The 19886-nt window shown below is 73.5% G+C and carries 14 protein-coding genes, 1 other RNA gene and 1 pseudogene; 12 read left to right on the top strand and 4 right to left on the bottom strand.

Features of this window, described 5'->3' with window-relative positions; all coding sequences use genetic code 11:
* Positions 1-128: 128 nt before the first annotated feature.
* Positions 129-3650, bottom strand: a complete 3522-nt coding sequence (locus ACFY8W_RS30640; RefSeq protein ID WP_391112124.1) for an FtsK/SpoIIIE domain-containing protein — start codon at positions 3648-3650, stop codon at positions 129-131.
* A gap of 468 nt (positions 3651-4118) precedes the next feature.
* Between ACFY8W_RS30640 and ACFY8W_RS30635 the strand changes: the two genes are divergently transcribed.
* From ACFY8W_RS30635 to prfB, 3 genes are all read left to right on the top strand, one after another.
* Positions 4119-5876, top strand: coding sequence for a protein kinase (locus tag ACFY8W_RS30635; RefSeq protein ID WP_391112121.1), 1758 nt, complete (start codon positions 4119-4121; stop codon positions 5874-5876).
* Between the two features lie 139 nt (positions 5877-6015).
* Complete coding sequence (locus tag ACFY8W_RS30630) at positions 6016-7275, top strand: protein kinase (protein ID WP_391112118.1); 1260 nt, start codon at positions 6016-6018, stop codon at positions 7273-7275.
* A gap of 137 nt (positions 7276-7412) precedes the next feature.
* Entirely contained in the window at positions 7413-8525 is a 1113-nt protein-coding gene (gene prfB, locus ACFY8W_RS30625; protein WP_391112115.1) for a peptide chain release factor 2, read from the top strand.
* 69 nt (positions 8526-8594) lie between these two features.
* Here prfB and ACFY8W_RS30620 read toward each other — a convergent pair.
* A pseudogene (locus ACFY8W_RS30620) lies at positions 8595-8972 on the bottom strand (PIN domain-containing protein); the annotation flags it as partial.
* Between the two features lie 434 nt (positions 8973-9406).
* Here ACFY8W_RS30620 and ACFY8W_RS30615 point away from each other — a divergent pair.
* Positions 9407-10336, top strand: coding sequence for a hypothetical protein (locus tag ACFY8W_RS30615; RefSeq protein WP_391112113.1), 930 nt, complete (start codon positions 9407-9409; stop codon positions 10334-10336).
* 101 nt (positions 10337-10437) lie between these two features.
* Here ACFY8W_RS30615 and ACFY8W_RS30610 read toward each other — a convergent pair whose 3' ends face one another.
* A complete protein-coding gene (locus ACFY8W_RS30610) occupies positions 10438-10623 on the bottom strand; it encodes a hypothetical protein (RefSeq protein WP_391112111.1) in 186 nt (61 codons plus the stop codon).
* A 226-nt stretch (positions 10624-10849) separates the two neighbouring features.
* On the opposite strand from ACFY8W_RS30610, the gene ftsE reads away from it, so the two are divergent.
* From ftsE to ACFY8W_RS30580, 6 genes are all read left to right on the top strand, one after another.
* On the top strand, positions 10850-11539 hold the full coding sequence (ftsE, locus tag ACFY8W_RS30605; RefSeq protein WP_345487862.1) for a cell division ATP-binding protein FtsE: 690 nt from the start codon (positions 10850-10852) through the stop codon (positions 11537-11539).
* A 22-nt stretch (positions 11540-11561) separates the two neighbouring features.
* A complete protein-coding gene (gene ftsX / locus ACFY8W_RS30600) occupies positions 11562-12479 on the top strand; it encodes a permease-like cell division protein FtsX (RefSeq protein WP_384408902.1) in 918 nt (305 codons plus the stop codon).
* A 79-nt stretch (positions 12480-12558) separates the two neighbouring features.
* Positions 12559-13776, top strand: coding sequence for a S41 family peptidase (locus tag ACFY8W_RS30595; RefSeq protein ID WP_391112107.1), 1218 nt, complete (start codon positions 12559-12561; stop codon positions 13774-13776).
* 18 nt (positions 13777-13794) lie between these two features.
* Positions 13795-14337, top strand: a complete 543-nt coding sequence (gene smpB / locus ACFY8W_RS30590) for an SsrA-binding protein SmpB (RefSeq protein ID WP_391112105.1) — start codon at positions 13795-13797, stop codon at positions 14335-14337.
* A gap of 117 nt (positions 14338-14454) precedes the next feature.
* Positions 14455-14823: a transfer-messenger RNA gene (gene ssrA / locus ACFY8W_RS30585) on the top strand.
* 131 nt (positions 14824-14954) lie between these two features.
* Entirely contained in the window at positions 14955-16034 is a 1080-nt protein-coding gene (locus tag ACFY8W_RS30580) for a hypothetical protein (protein ID WP_391112102.1), read from the top strand.
* On the opposite strand, the gene ACFY8W_RS30575 is transcribed toward ACFY8W_RS30580, so the two are convergent.
* Positions 16035-17273, bottom strand: coding sequence for an MFS transporter (locus ACFY8W_RS30575; RefSeq protein WP_391112099.1), 1239 nt, complete (start codon positions 17271-17273; stop codon positions 16035-16037).
* 85 nt (positions 17274-17358) lie between these two features.
* Between ACFY8W_RS30575 and ACFY8W_RS30570 the strand changes: the two genes are divergently transcribed.
* Positions 17359-18330 (top strand): LysR family transcriptional regulator, encoded by a 972-nt coding sequence (locus ACFY8W_RS30570; protein WP_391112097.1) that lies wholly within the window; start codon positions 17359-17361, stop codon positions 18328-18330.
* Between the two features lie 197 nt (positions 18331-18527).
* Positions 18528-19883, top strand: coding sequence for an MFS transporter (locus ACFY8W_RS30565; protein WP_391112094.1), 1356 nt, complete (start codon positions 18528-18530; stop codon positions 19881-19883).
* Positions 19884-19886: the final 3 nt, after the last annotated feature.

The raw sequence follows: 19886 nt of genomic DNA, 5'->3' as shown, positions 1-19886 counted from the left end.
CCTCCCTGCTCCGGTTTCGGGCCCCTGCTCCGGTTTCGGACCCCTGCTCCGGCTCCGGGCCCCTGCCGCCGTCGTCGGGTGCGTGTACGTCTTCCGGTCCCGATGCGGTCGGGGCCCGGCCCGGTGGCTCAGGCGTGTGTGGGGGATACCAACGGCGGTATGGGCGTGGCCTCCACGGAGCGTGCGGCGCGGTCCAGGGCGCTGGCGAGCAGGGCCAGGTCCGTCGGGCCGTTGCCCAGCTCGCGGACCGGGCGGCGGGCCGGCGGGTCGCCCATCCGCTCCCACTCCAGCGGGACGACGGTCGGGCGCAGGGTCGCCGTGCGCGGGATGCGGCCGGTGACCCGGCCCGTCTGGAACGGCGTCACGCGGCCGTCCGGGTGGCCGAGGCGACCGCGGCCCGGCTGCGGCTCGTCCGGGCCGGGCGCGGCGGGCGGCGGCGCGTCGAGCACGATCCGCAGCCGGGCGCCGTGCGCCAGCTCCGTGTCCGCCGTGCGGTCCGGGCGCGCCGAGGCCGCGATCAGGTGCACCCCGAGCCGTGCTCCGTTCCGTGCGACCGCCTCGAGCGCGCGCACCACCGAACCGGCCGCCGGACGGCCCGGCGCGCCGAGCGCGGGCGCGACCAGCGCGTCGAAGTCGTCCACGAGCACGACCAGGCGCGGCAGCGCGCCCGCGCCCTCGGCCGCGGGGCCGCTGCGGACCGGGTCGGTCCTGCTGCTCGGCGTGTCGCCCAGGGTCCCGTCGGCGGTCAGGCGCAGGGTGCGGCTGCTGGGCCGGTCGCCGAGGAGGTCGGAGCCGGGCGGCGGCGTGCGGTACGCGGTGGTGTCGGCCTGCTGGTCGTACACCTCGCGCGTGCGCGGGGTCCGGCCGCTCGCCGTGTCGCCGAGCGGGAGCGCGCCGGTGCGCTGGGTGCGGCTGCTGGGCGTGTCGCCGACCGCGCCGTCCGGCGCCACGCGCAGGGTGCGGCCGCTGGCACGGTCGCCGAGCAGGTCGGAGCCGGGGGGAGGGGTCCGCTCGCCGGTGGGGCGCGTTCCGCTGCCGGCGCGGTCACCGAGGAGGTCCGAGCCCGGGGGCGGCGTGCGGTCGCCCGCCTGGCCCGGGCCGGTGCCGCCGGCCGTGTCCGTCAGGTCCGTCGCCGCGCGGGCGTCCGGGATGCGGGCGGAGGCGCGGGCGCCGGTCGGTACGGACTCGGCCGGGCTCGCGGAGCGCTGGCCGATCAGCCGGGCCGAGCGGCGGTCGGCGAAGTGGGTGTCGCCGAGGAGCTCGGCGCGGCGCTTCAGCTCTGCGCCCAGGGCCTGGGCGAACTCCCGCATCCGCACCGGGTCCGAGGCGACCAGGTGCTCGGTCGCGTGCGGCAGCTCCGTACAGGCCGCGAGGCCCTCGCCGCGCTCGCCGCCCGCGCCGTCGACCAGGAGCAGGCCGAGCCGGTCGGGGCGGGCCCCGGCGGCCAGCGAGGCGGCGATCGAGCGCAGCAGCTCCGTACGGCCGCTGCCCGCCGGGCCCTCGATGAGCAGGTGCGGGCCTTCCTGCGTGAGGTCCACGGCGACCGGGCCGCGCGGGCCGGCGCCCAGGACCGCGGTGCCGTCCGCGGCGGAGGCCCAGCGCGCCATCAGGGACGCGGGAGTGGCCCGGGCCAGGCCCAGCTCGTCCAGGAGCCGGGCGGACGGCGGCAGCGCGGCGGCCGTGCGGCCCTGCCCGCTGCCTCCCGCCGTCTCCGTACGCAGCGGGGCCAGGGCGCGGCCGAAGCGCTCCGCCCAGGCGACGGACACGGCGTCGACGACGCCGACCGTGCCGTGCCCGGCGGCCCGGCCGCCGGCCGTCCGCAGCAGCCGCAGCGCGGTCGCCACGTCGCCGCTGAGCAGCGCCGCCGCCCCGCACTCGCGGAAGGCGAGGGAGGCCGCGCAGGCCGACTCGTAGGTCGCGGCGACGGGGGAGGACGGTGAGGCGGCGGGCGCCTCGGCGAGGCACAGCAGGTGGATGCCGGAGGCGGGACCGGCCCCGGCGAGCCGGGCCGCCGTCTCGCGCAGCGCGGCGGTGCCCGGGTCGCCGTCGAGGACGACCACGGTCGCGGGTCCCTCGTGGCGCGCGGCGGCCTCGGTGACGGCCGCCCGGTCGGCGCTGGGCCAGCCGGGGCCGAGCGGGCCGTCGTCCAGGCGCCGGGTGAGCTCGGTGAACCGCGCCTGGGCCTGGTCCCGGTCGTAGGCGAGGAGCAGCCGGCAGTCCTGGCCGTGCGCGGGCCGGGTGTGCGGGAGCCAGCCGAGCCAGGCCCAGGCCCGGCGCCGCTCGTCGAGCGGCCGGTTCCGGTCGGCGCTGACCAGGACGATCTCCAGGTCGCCGGGGGCGTGCAGGGCGGCGAGCTGGGCCACCACGGAGCGGGCCAGTCCGGCGAGCCGCGGCGCGGGTCCGGCGAGGCCGAGCGAGCCCACCTCGCGCAGCCCCACGGTGACGGGCACCCCGGACAGCTCGGCGCGGTCCGTCGTGCCCAGCCGGACCACCAGGGCCTCGGGGTGGCCGGGGTCCCGCTCCCACAGGCGCGGGCCGGGGCCGAGGGCGGTGAGCAGCACGGCGGCGGGATCGGGCCAGGTGTCGGGCGGGGTGCCGGGGCCGCCGCCGGGCGGGGAACCGGGGCGGGCGCCGGTGAACGCGGCTACGGGAGCCACGCCGTACTCGCCGTCCCGGGCGTCGTCCCGGCCGCCCGCGAGCCGCCGGGCCCAGGCGCCGAGTCCGCGCCGCCGGGTCTGCCGGGTCCTGCTGTGGGACTCGATCTCGCCCTCGGGTTCGGCGGGCTCCTCCGCGCGGGCGTGCCCGTGCCCGGCGTCGGGGCCGGTGGCCTGACCGTCGGTCCGGCCGGGCTCCTGCTCCTGCCCGTACGACCTGCCCTGGCCGTGGGTGGCGTCCTGGGAGCCCGCTCCGGCCTCCCCGCCGTGCGGCGGGGGGTACGCGGCGGGGACCGGGCCCGGCCCGGCCGGGGCGGCGGTGCCACGGGCGGCGTCCTCGCTGAGGGTCACCCGCAGGTGGCCCTCCCCGTCCGCCGCGGTCGTGAGGGCCGTCTCCGGGCAGCCCTGGCCGCCCTGGCCGGTCAGGCGCAGGGCCGACTCGCCGACCCGCAGCGTGCCGCCGGGCGGGAACCGGACGGGGCGCGCGCCGACCGCGGCTCCGTCGAGCGTCGTGCCGTTCGTGGAGCCCTCGTCGGTGACCGTGACCCGGCCGTCCGGGCCGACCGTCACCGTGCAGTGGGCGCGGGAGACGTCCGGGTCGTCGAGCGGCACGTCCGCGTCCACAGAACGGCCGATTCTGATCGCTCCGCCGTGCAGCAGATGGACACCGCCGGCGTCCGGTCCCGCCACCACGTGGAGCCGGGCCGGGGCGCCCTCTCCTATGGCGTCGTCCGGGCCGGGAACCTGGAGGGAGAGCACGGCCCCGTCGACCAGCGGCGGCTCGCCGAGCAGACAGCGGCGGCTGTCGAGCCGCTCCCCGCCCGCGTACAGCACGGTGGTCCCGGAGGAGGAGGTGTCGGGGCCGGAGACGGCCGCGGCGAGCGAGGAGGCCACGGCGGCCAGCTCGGTCCCCGCGGGCGCGGTGACGAGCACGTCGCAGGCGCGCCCGGCGCCGTGGCCGGCGTGCGGCGCGAGGACGGTCAGCCGGATCTGCATCGCCGTCAGCGGTCCCTTCTGCGCGGCGCACCGGGCAGGGGACCGGACCACTCGCTCCCCCCCACCCGGCGCGGACGCGTCGTCCGGTACAGGTCGGCACGGCGCGGGGCTCCCGACCCCGACACGACGTGCTGCAGGCATCCTCGCACCTGCCACTGACAACCCGCCCCCGGGTCGCCCAGAAGTGATCTTGTTCGGTCGCGCATGGACGCTATTTCGCCTGGTTGCGTACGTCTCGCCGCTCTTCCCGCAACCTGCGCCGCGCGCCGGGCGTCTCTTTTCCGGACACGTACGGCGTCGGAACCGGCCATCTCGCGGACGGTCGGTGACCCGTTCGGCGGCACTAAAGTGGGTCGGACACCCGGACGGGTCACAGAACACACAGGGACCCCGGGGAGACTTCGACGCACCACCCCGGGACCTCAGGTCCCGGGACCCCAGGACCACGATCAGCAGGGAGCGCGTGACGTGCGGCCTATCGGCAGCAAGTACCTGCTCGAGGAGCCGCTCGGCCGCGGCGCCACGGGCACCGTCTGGCGAGCCCGCCAGCGGGAGACGGCCGGCGCCGAGGCGGCCGTGCCGGGCCAGCCCGGCGAGACCGTCGCGATCAAGGTCCTCAAGGAGGAGCTGGCCAACGACGCGGACATCGTCATGCGCTTCCTGCGCGAGCGGTCCGTGCTGCTCCGGCTCACCCACCCCAACATCGTGCGCACCCGCGACCTGGTCGTGGAGGGCGACGTCCTCGCGCTCGTCATGGACCTCGTCGAGGGCCCCGACCTGCACCGCTACATCCGCGAGAACGGCCCGCTCACGCCGGTCGCCGCCGCCCTGCTCACCGCGCAGATCGCCGACGCGCTCGCCGCCAGCCACGCCGACGGCGTCGTCCACCGCGACCTCAAGCCCGCCAACGTGCTTCTCGCCGAGCGGGACGGCGCCATGTTCCCGATGCTGACCGACTTCGGCATCGCGCGCCTCGCCGACTCCCCCGGCCTGACCCGCACCCACGAGTTCGTCGGCACGCCCGCCTACGTCGCTCCCGAGTCCGCCGAGGGCCGCCCGCAGACCTCCGCCGTCGACATCTACGGCGCCGGCATCCTGCTGTACGAGCTGGTCACCGGCCGCCCGCCGTTCGCCGGCGGGACGGCCCTGGAGGTCTTGCACCGCCACCTGAGCGAGGAGCCGCGCCGCCCCTCGACCGTCCCCGGCCCGCTGTGGACGGTGATAGAGCGCTGCCTCAGCAAGAACCCGGACCGGCGGCCCAGCGCCGAGAACCTGGCCCGCGGCCTGCGCACGGTCGCCGCCGGCATCGGCGTGCACGCGACGCCGGCCCAGATCGAGGCCGCGGACGGCGTCGGCGCGCTGCTCGCGCCCGACCCGGCCCCCGCGCCGGTCCCGGAGACCCCGGGCGTCGACCCGGCCGGCGCCACCCAGGTGCTGCCCAGCGGCTCGGCCGGCCCGGCGGGCGCCCCGCAGCCGCCGCACTACGACCCGGCGGCGCCGACCAGCGTGATGCCGACCAGCGGACCCGCCGGCGGCCCGACGGACGCCGCCGACCCGACCGCCGTCATGCCGCCCGTACCGCAGGACGCGCAGGGCGAGCAGCCGCACCCCTGGCAGACCCAGCTGGGTGCCCTGCGCGACCGCAACGAGCAGACGCAGGTGCAGTACCTCGACCCGAGCGAGGACCCGCTGCGCCGCCGTCCGCAGCGACGCCCGCAGCCGCCGCAGGGCCAGCCGCAGCAGGGCTACGGGCAGGGTTACGGGCAGCAGCAGCCGCCGCAGTACCGGCAGCAGCAGCGTCCGCCGCAGGCGCCCCAGCCGTACCAGCAGGCCCCGCAGCCCCAGCCGTACGCCCCGCAGCCTCCCCAGCGGCAGCAGTACGCGCCCCAGCCGCCCCAGCAGCAGTACGCGCCGCCGCAGCCGCCGCCCCAGGCGCCCGCCCCGGCGCCGCGCGAGCCGCGCCCGCCGCGCCAGCGCAGCGCCAACCCGATGCGCATCCCGGGCCTCGGCTGCCTCAAGGGCTGCCTGTTCACGATCCTGCTGTTCGTGGTCGCGGGCTGGCTGATCTGGGAGCTCACGCCGCTCCAGGACTGGGTCGCCCAGGGCAAGGGCTACTGGGAGACCATCGGCGACGCGATCAGCTCGTTCACCGACTGGATCTCCTCGCTCGGCGACAGCGCGGGCGGCACCGGCGGAAGCGGTGCTACCGGCGGTACGGGGCAGTGACGGGCCGCTAGGACCCGTCCGGCGGCAGGCCACGACGTCGATTTGTCGACTTCCGAGGGGTGATTTCCCCTCGGAAGTGCCGGTCGACGCCTTCGGACGCGTAACTTTGAGCCGAACCGCAGCCGCTGAGGGAGCAGTCTTGGCACGGAATATCGGCAGCCGCTACACGGCCCACCAGATCCTCGGGCGGGGCAGCGCCGGCACGGTGTGGCTCGGCGAGGGCCCCGAGGGCCCCGTCGCCATCAAGCTGCTGCGCGAGGACCTCGCCTCCGACCAGGAACTCGTCGGACGCTTCGTCCGGGAGCGCACCGCGCTGCTCGGGCTCGACCACCCGCACGTCGTCTCCGTCCGCGACCTCGTCGTCGACGGCAACGACCTCGCGCTCGTCATGGACCTGGTCCGGGGCACCGACCTGCGCACCCGCCTCGACCGCGAGCGCCGGCTCGCGCCCGAGGCCGCCGTCGCGATCATCGCCGACGTCGCCGACGGTCTGGCCGCCGCCCACAAGGCCGGCGTCGTCCACCGCGACGTCAAGCCCGAGAACATCCTGCTCGACATGGAGGGCCCCCTCGGCCCCGGCGGCGCCCACCCCGCCCTGCTCACCGACTTCGGCGTCGCCAAGCTCATCGACACCCCCGGCCGCACCAAGGCCACCCGGATCATCGGCACCCCCGACTACCTCGCGCCCGAGATCGTCGAGGGCCTGCCGCCCCGCGCCGCCGTCGACATCTACGCCCTCGCCACGGTCCTGTACGAGCTGCTCGCCGGGTTCACGCCGTTCGGCGGCGGCCACCCCGGCGCCGTCCTGCGCCGCCACGTCACCGAGACCGTCGTCCCGCTGCCCGGCATCCCCGAGGAGCTGTGGCAGCTGATCGTCCAGTGCCTGGCCAAGGCCCCCGCCTCCCGGCTGCGCGCCTCGGAGCTCGCGAGCCGGCTGCGCGACGTGCTGCCCATGCTCAAGGGCATCCCGCCGCTCGACGTCGACGAGCCGGACGCGGACCCGGCGGCCGAGCCCGGCTTCGAGGAGGACCCGTACGCGACGGGCGGCGCGGGTGCGGGAGCCGCGGGGGCCGGCGAGGCCGCCCCGCGCCGGGCGGCCGTGCCGCTCGTCCCCGGCGCCTCGACCGACTCCAACCGGGACACCCACACCTCCATGCGGGTCCCCGGCCCCGACGAGCTCTCCGGCGGGCCCCTCGGCACCGCGCGCGCCCCGCGCCCGGCAGGTGCCCGGCGGCCCGGCTCGGCGCGCCACAAGGCCGACGCGGTCCGCAAGCGCCGGATCACGCTCACCGTCACCGCGGTCGTGATCGCGGGCGCGCTGGGCGTCGGCGGCTACGTGGCGGCCTCGGGCGGCGAGGAGCCCCCGCCGCAGGACTCCAAGCAGTCCCAGCAGCCCTAGCCCGTCTCTTCCGGATCTTGGCCGGGTCCGCGGCGTGGCCGGCCCTGATCCGGAAGAAGCGGGCCGGCGGGCGCCTCGCGGGGCCCGACGACCGCAGGGGAGTCCTGGTCCCGGCGCGGAGCCGTTACGCTGGACGCGTGGCAGTCGTCGATGTATCCGAAGAGCTGAAGTCCCTCTCCTCGACCATGGGGTCGATCGAGGCCGTACTGGACCTCGACAAGTTGAGGGCAGACATCGCCGTGCTCGAAGAGCAGGCCGCGGCCCCGTCCCTGTGGGACGACCCGGAAGCGGCGCAGAAGATCACCAGCAAGCTTTCGCACCTCCAGGCCGAGGTGCGCAAGGCCGAGGCACTGCGCGGCCGCATCGACGACCTCGCGGTCCTCTTCGAGCTGGCCGAGGAGATGGACGACCCGGACACCCGGGCCGAGGCCGAGACCGAGCTCGTCGCCGTCCGCAAGGCGCTCGACGAGATGGAGGTCCGCACCCTCCTCTCCGGCGAGTACGACGAGCGCGAGGCCCTGGTCAACATCCGGGCCGAGGCCGGCGGCGTGGACGCCTCCGACTTCGCCGAGCGCCTCCAGCGCATGTACCTGCGCTGGGCCGAGCGCCACGGTTACTCGACGGAGGTCTACGAGACCTCGTACGCGGAAGAGGCCGGCATCAAGTCGACCACCTTCGTGGTCAAGGCCCCGTACGCCTACGGCACCCTCTCCGTCGAGCAGGGCACCCACCGCCTGGTCCGCATCTCGCCCTTCGACAACCAGGGTCGCCGCCAGACCTCCTTCGCGGGCGTCGAGATCCTCCCGGTCGTCGAGCAGTCCGACCACGTCGACATCGACGAGTCGGACCTGCGCGTCGACGTCTACCGCGCCTCGGGCCCCGGCGGCCAGGGCGTCAACACGACCGACTCGGCCGTGCGCATCACGCACATCCCGACCGGCATCGTGGTCTCCTGCCAGAACGAGCGCTCGCAGATCCAGAACAAGGCGAGCGCCATGAACGTCCTCCAGGCGAAGCTCCTCGAGCGCCAGCGCCAGGAGGAGCGGGCCAGGATGGACGCCCTGAAGGGCGACGGCGGCAGCTCCTGGGGCAACCAGATGCGCTCGTACGTCCTCCACCCGTACCAGATGGTCAAGGACCTGCGTACGGAGTTCGAGGTCGGCAACCCGCAGTCCGTCCTGGACGGCGAGATCGACGGCTTCCTCGAGGCCGGCATCCGCTGGCGGAAGCAGCAGGAACAGGTGCAGTAGCGCCCTCCGACTTCTCAGGCGGCGGGCCTCACTCGTGACGACACGAGTGAGGCCCGCCGCCTTTCGGTCTCACAGGGGATGATCGTCGGGAAGAACCCGGAACGCCTTGTGCCGACCCAGCGGGCGCAGGGCGCGGAAGTCGCGACGGTCGAGGGTGAGGATCGCGTCTGTGTCGTAGTCGGCAGCGAGCGCGACGTTCACGGCATCGGCGAGACCGAGATCCAGCCCCGCGTAACGCGCCCGCAGGGACTGCCCGGCCCCCAGGTGATCCTTGGTGACCTCCGGAACGATGACGCGCCCGCGTCTCATCCAGTGCCGGATGTCGTCGATCGCGCTGATCGCCGCTTCCCGGCCGAGCTCACGAGTCGCCACATGGTCGAGCTCCGCGAGCAGCAGGGGGGACATGACCAGGAGCCCCGCCGCCATGATCGCCTCACGGTCGTTGCCCGGGCTGCGTCGTGTGCCCGGTGTCCAACGCAGGGTTGTCCAGGAAGCGCAGGCGCTCGGACGCGGGTGTGTGCCTGCGGACGGGAGTGGCCTTCAGCCGAGCGTGTGGGTTGCTCGGTCGGCTGATTCGCGGGCGCAAGCGCCATGTTGACGCTTCTGGCGCTTTGTCGACATGGGAACTGGCGCGGTGAGAGCGGGAGTTCCGGGTTTACGTCACAGTTGCATCCCCGCATGGCGGGCACAAGGTGATCTTTCGGGCATCGCACGCGCAACGACCTTGACTCGCCATCGGAAACTCGGAAGGGTGGCATGCGGCATGCGTGTTTCTGGGGCGCGTGCGAACGGGGGCGGGTCCAGTACGTGTGACACCCCCTGTGTCCGGAGCCCCGCGCGCGGCTCTACAGACGATTTCAGCTACTGGGGGTAGCAGCCAGATGACCAAGAAGACGCGGGTCCGCGTCGCGCGGATAGCTGCCGGTGCCGTGATCGCGGCCGGCGCGTCGCTGACCGTCGCGGGTGCCGCTCAGGCCGTGGGCGGCGTCGAGGCCGACATCACGGTGACGAACCAGGGCGTCGACGCGGGCCTCGGCATCAACGAGGACGGCGGCGCCGAGAACGGTGGCACCGGCCCCGGCGGTGTCGACGCCGGCACGTCCACGGGTACGTCGACGGGCACCTCGTCCGGTACGTCCACGGGCACCTCGACGGGTACGTCCACCGGCACCTCGACCGGCACGTCCACGGGCACGTCCACCGGTACGTCCGACGGCGGTACGTCCACGGGCACCTCGACGGGTACGTCCACCGGCACGTCCACCGGCACCTCGTCCGGTACGTCCACGGGCACGTCCACCGGTACGTCCGACGGCGGTACGTCCACGGGCACCTCGACGGGTACGTCCACGGGCACGTCGACGGGGACCTCGTCCGGTACGTCCACGGGCACCTCGTCCGGCACGTCCACGGGCACCTCGACGGGTACGTCCACCGGCACGTCCACCGGCACCTCGTCCGGCACCGGCAACAACGGCGGCACCGGTAACAACGGTGGCACCGGCGACAACGGTGGCAACAACGGTGGATCCTCCACCGACGGCGGGTCCTCCACCGACGGTGGTTCCTCCACCGACGGCGGCGCCGGCACCTGCACCGTCGACCTCGACGGGGCCGAGTGCGCGGACAACAACCCGGGCACCAACAACGCCGGCTCGCAGCCCGTCGAGCAGGGCAAGGCCAAGGAGGAGCTGGCCGAGACCGGCGCCGCCGAGACCTCGTTCCTGATCATCGGCGCCGCCACCATGATCGCCGGCGGCGTCGGCTTCCGCTTCCTGCCGCGCCTCGTCGGCGGGCGGACCGCCGCCTGAGGCCGTAAGGCCTGAGGCGCGCACGGCGCGCGCGAAAGGGCCGGAGGTGCTTCCCGCACCTCCGGCCCTTCCGTACGCCTTTCAGGGGCCCCTGCGCGCTCCTACGCGCCCTGCACAACCGCCAGCAGTGCCATCGCCGCCACCAGAGCGATCACCAGGGTCAGCAGCATCGCCGGGGTCAGGCCCGGGGACTGGGGCAGTCGCTCGCGGTTCGCGCGGCAGACGGGGCAGCGGCCCTCCGCGACGGGGGCCGCGCAGTTGGCGCACACCAGCCGGTCATAGGTCATGCGCTCTCCTCCTCCCGCACAGGGGTCCGTACCAGGACAACGCCCGGCACGATCCGAGCGTTCCCTTTACCACTGTGCCAGCTCCCGAGCTTTTCGGCGCGCCCCGTGAGAGTGCGAGCGGAAGGACGAAAAGGATAAAGCGCGCAAGCCAGGACCGCGACTGCACGGGCCATCCCGACTCGCGTATGGTCACGCACACCTACTCCCGGCCGACCGTGGTGCATCCGTGATCCGATTCGACAACGTCTCCAAGTCCTATCCGAAGCAGAACCGCCCCGCGCTCCGGGATGTCTCCCTGGAGATCGAGAAGGGGGAGTTCGTCTTCCTCGTCGGTTCCTCCGGCTCCGGAAAGTCGACCTTCCTGCGGCTGATCCTGCGCGAGGAGCGCGCCAGCCACGGACAGGTTCACGTCCTGGGCAAGGACCTCGCCCGACTGTCCAACTGGAAGGTGCCGCACATGCGCCGCCAGCTCGGGACGGTCTTCCAGGACTTCCGGCTGCTGCCCAACAAGACCGTCGCCGAGAACGTGGCCTTCGCCCAGGAGGTCATCGGCAAGCCGCGCGGCGAGATCCGCAAGGCCGTGCCCCAGGTGCTCGACCTGGTCGGCCTCGGCGGCAAGGAGGACCGCATGCCGGGCGAGCTCTCCGGTGGTGAGCAGCAGCGCGTCGCCATCGCCCGGGCCTTCGTCAACCGCCCGATGCTGCTGATCGCGGACGAGCCCACCGGCAACCTCGACCCGCAGACCTCGGTCGGCATCATGAAGCTGCTCGACCGCATCAACAGGACAGGGACCACCGTCGTCATGGCGACCCACGACCAGAACATCGTCGACCAGATGCGCAAGCGCGTCATCGAGCTCGAGAAGGGCCGCCTCGTCCGCGACCAGGCGCGCGGCGTCTACGGCTACCAGCACTGAGCGGACAGGGGAAAGTCACACCATGCGCGCTCAGTTCGTGCTCTCGGAGATCGGGGTCGGTCTCCGGCGCAACCTCACGATGACCTTCGCCGTCATCGTGTCCGTGGCCCTGTCGCTGGCCCTGTTCGGTGGTGCCCTGCTCATGCGCGAGCAGGTCAGCACGATGAAGGACTACTGGTACGACAAGGTCAACGTCTCCATCTTCCTCTGCAACAAGAGCGACGGCGCCACCTCGGCCAAGTGCGCCAAGGGTGCGGTCACCAAGGAGCAGGCGGAGCAGATCGAGGCCGATCTGAAGAAGATGGACATCGTCGAGACGGTCCACCACGAGTCCGCCGACGAGGCCTACAAGCACTACAAGGAGCAGTACGGCGACACGGCCATCGCGTCCGTCGTCACCCCGGACCAGATGCAGGAGTCGTTCCGGGTCAAGCTCAAGGACCCGGAGAAGTACAAGGTGGTCGCGACCGCCTTCGCCGGGCGGGACGGCGTGGAGTCCGTCCAGGACCAGCGCAACATCCTGCAGAACCTCTTCGACCTGATGAACGGCATGAACATCGCCGCCCTCGGCGTCATGGGTCTCATGCTGGTCATCGCGCTGATGCTGATCGTCAACACGGTGCGCGTCTCGGCGTTCAGCCGGCGCCGTGAGACCGGCATCATGCGCCTGGTCGGCGCGACCAACTTCTACATCCAGATGCCGTTCATCATGGAGGCCGCCTTCGCGGGTCTCCTCGGCGGCGCCGTGGCCTGTGTGATGCTCCTCGTCGGCCGCTACTTCCTCATCGACCACGGCATCGCGCTCGCCGAGAAGATGCAGCTGGTGAACTTCATCGGCTGGGACGCCGTCTTCGCCAAGCTGCCGCTCGTCCTCGCGATCGGTCTGCTCATGCCGGCTCTCGCCGCCTTCGTCGCGTTGCGCAAGTACCTGAAGGTGTGACAGTTCACTCCTCGTGAGCGCATGGCGTCGTACGGCCAACCACCGTACGGCGCCTTTCGCTTGTCCTAGAGTGGGCGCCATGCGTGCCGGTGCCGGCCCCGAGTTCTGTCGAAGGCCCCGCGGAGTCCTCCGTGGGGCCGCCCTGACGCTGGTCTTCGCCGGAGTGCTCGGCACGGCCGCCGCGACCGGCGCGCTGCCCCGCGGCGAGCAGGCCCATGAGCCCGTGCCCGCCTCCGCGGCGGCCGGCGGCATCGCGGACCGTGGCGCCGCCGACCGCGACACCGTCGACCGCGCGGCGCTGGCCCGGGCCGCCGCCGAGGCCATGGCCGACGGCAAGTCGGGCAAGAAGGCCGCCGAGGAGTTCGTCAGCCGCAGCGGCGACCGCTGGGGCGCGGTGTACGACAAGCGGGAGTACGCCGAGTTCGAGCAGGCCCTCGACGGCTCGTACACCGGAGTGGGCCTCTCCGCCCGCCGGGCCTCCCGGGACCGGGTCGAGATCAGCCGGGTCACGCCCGGCGGACCGGCCGAGCGGGCCGGGCTGCGGCCCGGCGACCGGATCACCGCCGTGGACGGCCGCCCGGTCGACGCGCTGTCCGTCTCCGAGGTCGTCTCCCTGCTGCGCGGCGACGGCGTCCCCGGCTCCGCGGTCGCCCTCGGCGTCCAGCGCGGCCGGGACGCCTGGACCCGGTCCCTGCGCCGGGCCCGGCTCGCCGTCGACCCGGTCACGGTCCGCCGCCTCGACGACCGCACGGTGCTGATCCGGGTGTCCGCCTTCACCAAGGGCACGGGGGAGCGGGTGCGGGAGGCCGTGCGTTCCGCCCCGGCCCACGCCGGCGTCCTGCTCGACCTGCGCGGCAACTCCGGCGGACTGCTCGCCGAGGCCAGGACGGCCGCCTCCGCCTTCCTGGACGGCGGTCTGGTCGCCACGTACGACGTCGACGGCCGGCAGCACGCGGTGTACGCGGAGCGCGGCGGCGACACCGCCCGGCCCCTGGTGGCGCTGATCGACGGCGGCACCATGAGTGCGGCCGAACTGCTGACGGGCGCCCTCAAGGACCGCGGCCGGGCCGTCACGGTGGGCTCGCGGACCTTCGGCAAGGGCTCGGTGCAGATGCCGAGCACCCTGCCCGACGGCTCGGTGGCCGAGCTCACCGTCGGCCACTACCGCACGCCCGCCGGACACGCGGTGGACGGCCAGGGCATCACCCCGGACCTCGCCGTCGGCGGCGAGGACGGCGGCGACCGGGCGCAGGAGCGGGCCCGCACGGTATTGAGTGGCCTCGGAGGGGGCTCGTAGTGCGAAAATGACCGCACTATGGCAAAGGGACTCGTCAACGTGCAGGGCAAGCCTGCGAAGAAGAAGAGCCAGGACAAGGGGCCTGAGCGCAAGCTCATCGCGCAGAACAAGAAGGCGCGGCACGACTACCACATCCTCGACACCTACGAGTGCGGTCTGGTGCTCATGGGCACCGAGGTGAAGTCGCTGCGGATGGGCCGGGCGTCGCTCGTCGACGGCTTCGTCCAGATCGACGGCGGTGAGGCCTGGCTGCACAACATCCACGTCCCGGAGTACTCCCAGGGCAGCTGGACCAACCACTCGGCGAAGCGGAAGCGCAAGCTGCTGCTGCACCGCGCCGAGATCGACAAGCTGGAGCAGAAGTCCTCGGAGACGGGTCACACGATCGTGCCCCTGGCGCTGTACTTCCTGGGCGGCCGGGTGAAGTGCGAGATCGCGCTCGCCAAGGGCAAGAAGGAGTACGACAAGCGCCAGACGCTGAAGGAGAAGCAGGACACCCGCGAGGCGAGCCGCGCCATCGCGGCGGCCCGGCGCCGGCAGCGGGCGGCGGAGGCCAGGTAACCCCGGCGACGGCCGCCGGGAATACGCTGGCAACCGTGCGTGTTGGTCACGTACGATGGGCCATGCACCTCACAGAGGGTGCACGCGCTCCTTGAGGGCGCATTGAAAAATCAACATGGGGATGATCGGTTTCGACAGCGGATGTCGAAGCAGGGGAAGCGTGTCGAGGAAGCGGCAATGATCTCGTTAACCACGCGCCGAAACCAATAATCGCCAACACCAAGCGCGATTCCTTCGCCCTCGCTGCCTAAGTAGCGACTCGCGAAGTGTCAGCCCGGGGCTGTTCCCGACCCGGATCCTGGCATCAGCTAGGGGACTAAACCTTGATCCCGGTCACGGGGTGAAGAGGGAAATCAAACAGTGACTGAGCCCGTTCCGGACTTGTCTGGGTGATCCGGAGGGCTGAGAAACTCGTACCAGACTGCACACGGAGAAGCCCTGGTTCCGCACCGTTGGACGCGGGTTCGATTCCCGCCATCTCCACTCATCCCATGTGGGCACGGGCCCGGTGGTCGTACGCGACCGCCGGGCCTTTGTCATGCCCTCTTGTGGGATTGGTCTGGACCTGACACCCTGCGGTCGCCGCCCCCCATGCCACGGCATCCCCGGAGGTACGTATGCGCCACAAGGGACTCCTCGCGGTCCTGCTCATGCTCCTCGCCCTCTCCATTCCCACCGCCCCGGCCGCCACCGCCGCCGCGCCCGTGCAGATCTACGGCGCCTGGCACTGCGGTGACGACTACTGCACCTGGGCCACACCCCGCACCGTCGCCGAGTTCGACGCCAGGAACCACTGGATGATCGACCGCGGCGACGGGCGGCCGTCCGTCAACCTGGTCGTGCTGAGCTTCGTCGAGCCGCTCAAGCTGCTGCGCCGCACCACGGACGCGGGCACCGCGAACGGCGTGCCCGTCGGCATGAGCCGGGAGATCGTGCAGTACTTCACCTCGCACGGGATCCGCGTGATGCTCTCCATCGGCGGCATCACCTACACCGACGAATGGGACGCCGCCCTCGCCGAGGATCCCGCCGGACTCGGCCGCAACGCGGCCGCCGTCGCCGCCGACCTCGGCGTCGGCATCGAGATCGACTACGAGCAGAACACCTCCCCGAACCTGGCCGGGCTCCAGGCCTTCATCGACGCCTACCGTTCCGTCCACCCGTACGACGCCTCCGGCGCGGACCCGGCCGCGCGGCTCACCATCGACACCGCGGCGGGCGACCGCTGGCTGATCGACATCAACCGCAAGGCCACCGCCGACTGGCTGCGCACCGACCGGCCGGTGCTCGACTACGCCAACGCCATGGTCACCGCCCGCCCCACCTCGGCGGGTTCGCACATCGCCAACTGGCAGGAGCACCTCGACGGCAAGGCGCAGTACTCCCCGCCGGTCGCCCCGCTCGCGCCCGCCAAGTTCACGGCGGGGCTCTACATCGCGTACGGGCGCAGCCCGCTGCCCGAGTGCACCGACTACGCGAACTCGCTGCAGCGGGCGACGGCGGACTGGGTCAGGAACGCGGCACCGAACGGGGCCGGGACGACGGCCGGGCTGCTCGGCTACATGTTCTGGGCGGCGGAGAAGCCGTCCACGCGTGGCCTCGGCACACAGGAGCCGGACGGCTGCGAGGGCGGCGTCGGCGCGGGCGCCGCGGCCTTCGGGGTGCAGACGCCGATGGGGCCGCTGCGGCAGAGCTGATCAGCGCGGTGCGCGGCGGCCCGTGCCGGTCGCCGCGCACAGCGCGAGCGCCAGGGCCGCCGCCGTCGTCGGGATCAGGTAGCCGTACGTCGTCGAGGGCGCGTGCTCGGCGAGCCAGCCGCCCGTCGCCGAGCCGGCCGCGATGCCGCCGAGCAGGGCGGTGACCGCGAGCGTCATGCCCTCGTTGAGCCGGTCCGCCGGGGTGAGCCGCTGGATCAGGCCCATGCCCGTGAGCATGGTCGGGGCGATCGCCATGCCCGCCGCGAGCAGGGCGCCCGCCAGGGCGAGCAGCGAGCCGGTGGCGGCGGCGAGCAGCGGGAGGGCCATGAGGGCGGTCATCGCGGCGAGGCAGGCCGAGAGCGGGGCCGTGCGGCGGACCCGGCCGTAGAGCAGGCCGGCCACGGCGGAGCCGGCGGCCTGGAGGGCGAGCACCGGGCCCGCGACGGGGCCGTTCACGTGCGCGAGGGTGACCACCTCCATCGCGCCGAAGACCGCGCCGGTGGCGAGGAAGACCGCGAGCAGTGCGGGCATGCCGGGGGCGCCCAGCGGGGAACCGGCCGCGGTGCGCGGGGCGACCGGGGGCTCGGTGGCCCGCTGGGCGGCGAAGAGCAGCATTCCGGAGAGGAAGAGGAGAGCGGCGACGAGCGTGCCCGCCTCGGGGAAGAGCGCCGAGCAGAGGGACGCGGCCAGGAGGGGCCCGAGCATGAAGCACAGCTCGTCGGCGGCCTGTTCGAAGGCGTTGGCGGTGTGCAGGGCGCCCGGGTCGGCCCTGAGCAGATGTGCCCACCGGGCCCGGGACATGCCGCCCGTGTTGGGTGCGGTGGCGCCGAGCACGGCGGCCGCGAACAGCGTCCACGCGGGCGCCTGGGCGTGGGCGCACAGCAGCAGCGCCAGCTGGCCGAGGACGGCCCAGACGGTGGCCGGGACCGCGACCCTGGCCTGGCCGTGGCGGTCGACGAGCCGGGCGATCCAGGGCGCGGTGACGGCGCCCGCGAGCAGACCGGCGGCGCTGACGGCTCCGGCGAGGGCGTAGGAGCCGTAGGCCCCGGCGATCATCACGACGGCGCTGACGCCGAACATGCCCGCGGGCAGCCGGGCGATCAGGTTGCCGGTGGTGAAGGCCCGGGCGCCGGGGAGGGCGAAGAGGCGGAGGTAGGGGTTGGTGGGAGCGGCGCGTTCGGCGTAGCGGGGCGCCAGGGCGGGGCCGGCGGGTGTCAGCATCAGGTCGGATGGCGGCATGGGACCAAGGCTCCGTTGGCATGGCCCTGGCGGTCCAACACCTATTCCGTGGCGATTCACTCACCCGCGTTGTTAATGTGCGGCGGTGACCCGACCGGACGACCTCGATCCCCGCCTCCTGCGCGCGTTCCTCGCCGTCGCCGAGGAACTCCACTTCACCCGCGCCGCCGGCCGGCTCCTCGTCGCCCAGCAGGCCCTCAGCCGGGACGTCCGCCGGCTCGAACGCGAGCTGGGCGCCGAGCTGTTCGTGCGCACGACCCGGCAGGTCGCGCTCACCCCGGACGGCGAACGGCTCCTGCCGTACGCGCGCCGGGTCCTCGCCGCGTACGACGAACTCGCCGAGGCCTTCCGCGGCGAGCCGCGCCCGCTGCTCGTCGACCTCAACAGCGCGGGTCTCGGACACGAGCGGGTCCTCCGCCGCGCCCGTGAACTCGCCCCGGAACTCGAGCTGATGGCCCGCTACGAGAGCGGCCTCACCGGCGCCGTGCGCGAGATCCTCGCCGGGCGGCTCGACGCCTCCTTCGGACGGTACGGCGGGCTCGCGCCGGGCCTGCGGGCCGGTCTGGAGGCGCAGTTCGTCCGGTACGAGCCGATGGCCGTGCTGCTGCCCGAGGGCGACCCGCTGGCCGGGCTGTCCGAGGTGCCGCTGGACGCGCTCGCCGGCCGTGACGTCTACGCGGGTGCCGGCAACGACCGTACGCCCGAGTGGACCGAGTTCGCCGCGCTCCTCTTCGCCGGGCGGGGCATCCGCGTCGCCGCGCCCGCGCCGCTCGTCGTCGGCATGGAGGAGTTCCGCCGGGTCATGGCCAAGGCCCCGACGCCGGTCCTCGCCGTGGTCGATTTCCCGCCGATGCCCGGCAGTGTCCTGCGTCCCCTCGTCGACCCCGTACCCCTGTCACCCGTGAGCCTGGTGTGGCGCAAGGGGCTGCGACACCCCGGTCTCGACGCCCTGCGCCGCGCCGCCGCCGAGATCGCCGACCGCGAGGGCTGGCACGTCCGCCCGGCCGGCTCCTGGCTGCCGGAGGGCGAGGTCCTCGCGGGGATCCCGGGGCAGTGAACGCGGGGAAGCGACCGCGGGGAGCGATCCGGGAGAGGTGATCCCGGGGAAGGCCCCGAGGTTTTCCGGGGGCGCTCACAGCGGGCCCGCGCTCCGGGTGAGAGCAAGGTTCCGCACCCGTCACTTCCCGCCACCGCCCTGAAACGCGCGCTTCCTAGCGTCGGCCGTACAGCCAGACGACACAGCGGAGGTGCGGGATGGGCGGTCGGTGGATCGAACGCTGGGAGCCGGAGGACGAGACCTTCTGGCGTGAGCAGGGCGAGCGGATCGCCCGCCGGAACCTGTGGTTCTCGGTGCTCGCCGAGCACATCGGCTTCTCGATCTGGACCCTGTGGTCCGTCATGGTGCTCTTCATGGGGCCGCAGTACGGCGTCGACCCCGCGGGCAAGTTCTTCCTGATCGCGACCGCCACCCTCGTCGGCGCCTTCGTCCGGGTCCCGTACACCTTCGCCGTCGCCCGCTTCGGCGGCCGCAACTGGACGGTGGTCAGCGCACTGCTGCTCCTGCTGCCGACCGGGCTCGCCTTCGCGGTGATGGAGCCGGGCACCTCGTACGGCACGTTCGTGCTCGTCGCGGCCCTCACCGGCGTCGGCGGCGGCAACTTCGCCTCCTCCATGACCAACATCAACGCCTTCTTCCCGCTGCGGAAGAAGGGCTGGGCCCTCGGCCTCAACGCGGGTGGCGGCAACATCGGCGTGCCCGTCGTCCAGCTCGTCGGCCTCCTCGTCATCGGCACGGCGGGAGCCATGCACCCGAGGATCGTGCTCGGCGTCTACCTGCCGCTGATCGCCGTCGCCGCCCTGTGCGCCGCCCTCTTCATGGACAACCTGGCGCCCGTCAAGAACGACACCGGCGCGGTGCGCGAGGCCGTGACGGCCCGGCACACCTGGATCATGGCCTTCCTCTACATCGGCACCTTCGGCTCCTTCATCGGCTACAGCTTCGCCTTCGGCCTGGTCCTCCAGACCCAGTTCGGCCGGACCCCGCTCCAGGCCGCCTCGCTCACGTTCATCGGCCCGCTGCTCGGCTCGCTCGTCCGGCCCTTCGGCGGCTCGCTCGCCGACAAGCACGGCGGAGCCCGGATCACCCTCTTCACCTTCGCGGCGATGGCCGTCGCCGCCGGGGTCGTCCTCTACGCCTCCGTCGTCGAGTCGCTCACGGTCTTCCTGATCGGTTTCGTCGGACTCTTCGCGCTCAGCGGCCTCGGCAACGGCTCCACGTACAAGATGATCCCGGCCATCTTCCTCACCCAGGGGCACCGCAAGGGCCTCACGGGCGAGGCGGCGGAGGCGTACGGGCGGCGGCTCTCCGGCGCCTCCATGGGCCTCATCGGCGCCGTCGGCGCGCTCGGCGGCCTCGGCATCAACCTCGCCTTCCGCCAGTCCTTCCTCACCGTCGGCTCCGGCACCGGTGCCTTCGTCGCCTTCCTGGTCTTCTACGCGGCGTGCATGACCGTCACCTGGGCGGTATACCTTCGCCGGCCGGCCGCCGTGGCGCCCGTACCGGACACGGCCGCCGGTGTGGAGCCGGCCCGCGCGCCCGCCGAGGTGTGAGTC

The sequence above is a fragment of the Streptomyces sp. NPDC012637 genome, assembly GCF_042954805.1.
Lineage (GTDB): Bacteria > Actinomycetota > Actinomycetes > Streptomycetales > Streptomycetaceae > Streptomyces.
This window is presented reverse-complemented; position numbering and strand designations above follow the sequence as displayed.

What these genes read in the sequence shown, in the direction of transcription:
- ACFY8W_RS30640 (WP_391112124.1), bottom strand. Translation starts at nt 3,650, where the DNA reads ATGCAGATCCGGCTGACCGTCCTCGCGCCGCACGCCGGCCACGGCGCC.
- ACFY8W_RS30610 (WP_391112111.1), bottom strand. Translation starts at nt 10,623, where the DNA reads ATGACCTATGACCGGCTGGTGTGCGCCAACTGCGCGGCCCCCGTCGCG.
- ACFY8W_RS30575 (WP_391112099.1), bottom strand. Translation starts at nt 17,273, where the DNA reads ATGCCGCCATCCGACCTGATGCTGACACCCGCCGGCCCCGCCCTGGCG.
- smpB (WP_391112105.1), top strand. Translation starts at nt 13,795, where the DNA reads ATGGCAAAGGGACTCGTCAACGTGCAGGGCAAGCCTGCGAAGAAGAAG.
- ACFY8W_RS30580 (WP_391112102.1), top strand. Translation starts at nt 14,955, where the DNA reads ATGCGCCACAAGGGACTCCTCGCGGTCCTGCTCATGCTCCTCGCCCTC.
- ACFY8W_RS30595 (WP_391112107.1), top strand. Translation starts at nt 12,559, where the DNA reads ATGCGTGCCGGTGCCGGCCCCGAGTTCTGTCGAAGGCCCCGCGGAGTC.
- ACFY8W_RS30615 (WP_391112113.1), top strand. Translation starts at nt 9,407, where the DNA reads ATGACCAAGAAGACGCGGGTCCGCGTCGCGCGGATAGCTGCCGGTGCC.
- ACFY8W_RS30565 (WP_391112094.1), top strand. Translation starts at nt 18,528, where the DNA reads ATGGGCGGTCGGTGGATCGAACGCTGGGAGCCGGAGGACGAGACCTTC.
- ftsX (WP_384408902.1), top strand. Translation starts at nt 11,562, where the DNA reads ATGCGCGCTCAGTTCGTGCTCTCGGAGATCGGGGTCGGTCTCCGGCGC.